This window comes from Pseudomonas sp. 44 R 15 (assembly GCF_900004965.1).
GTDB lineage: Bacteria > Pseudomonadota > Gammaproteobacteria > Pseudomonadales > Pseudomonadaceae > Aquipseudomonas > Aquipseudomonas orientalis_A.
In genome coordinates this window covers 1-214 of sequence record NZ_CVTU01000006.1, presented here as the reverse complement: position 1 = coordinate 214, position 214 = coordinate 1, and the positions used below count along the sequence as shown (strand labels likewise).

1 protein-coding gene is annotated in these 214 nt (G+C 56.1%); it reads right to left on the bottom strand.

Features of this window, described 5'->3' with window-relative positions:
- Positions 1–214, bottom strand: a 214-nt coding sequence (locus tag BFP93_RS00090) for an immunoglobulin-like domain-containing protein (protein WP_141687914.1), incomplete at both ends; no start/stop codon positions are given.

Below are 214 nucleotides of genomic sequence, written 5' to 3'. Positions count from 1 at the left end.
AGCGTGACGGTAGTGGTATCAGCAGTGCCTGGGGTATCGGTAACAGTGGTGTTAACCGCTGTAGTACCTGGCACCAGGTTTTCAAAGTGCTCGCCACCGGTGACGGTTTTGATAGCGGTCGTGACGGTTTGATCGCCTTTGTAGACGTCATTCGGTGCCACGGCGGTGACCGTGCCGCTGGATTGGTTCACACCGATGGTGATGGTTTTGCCGT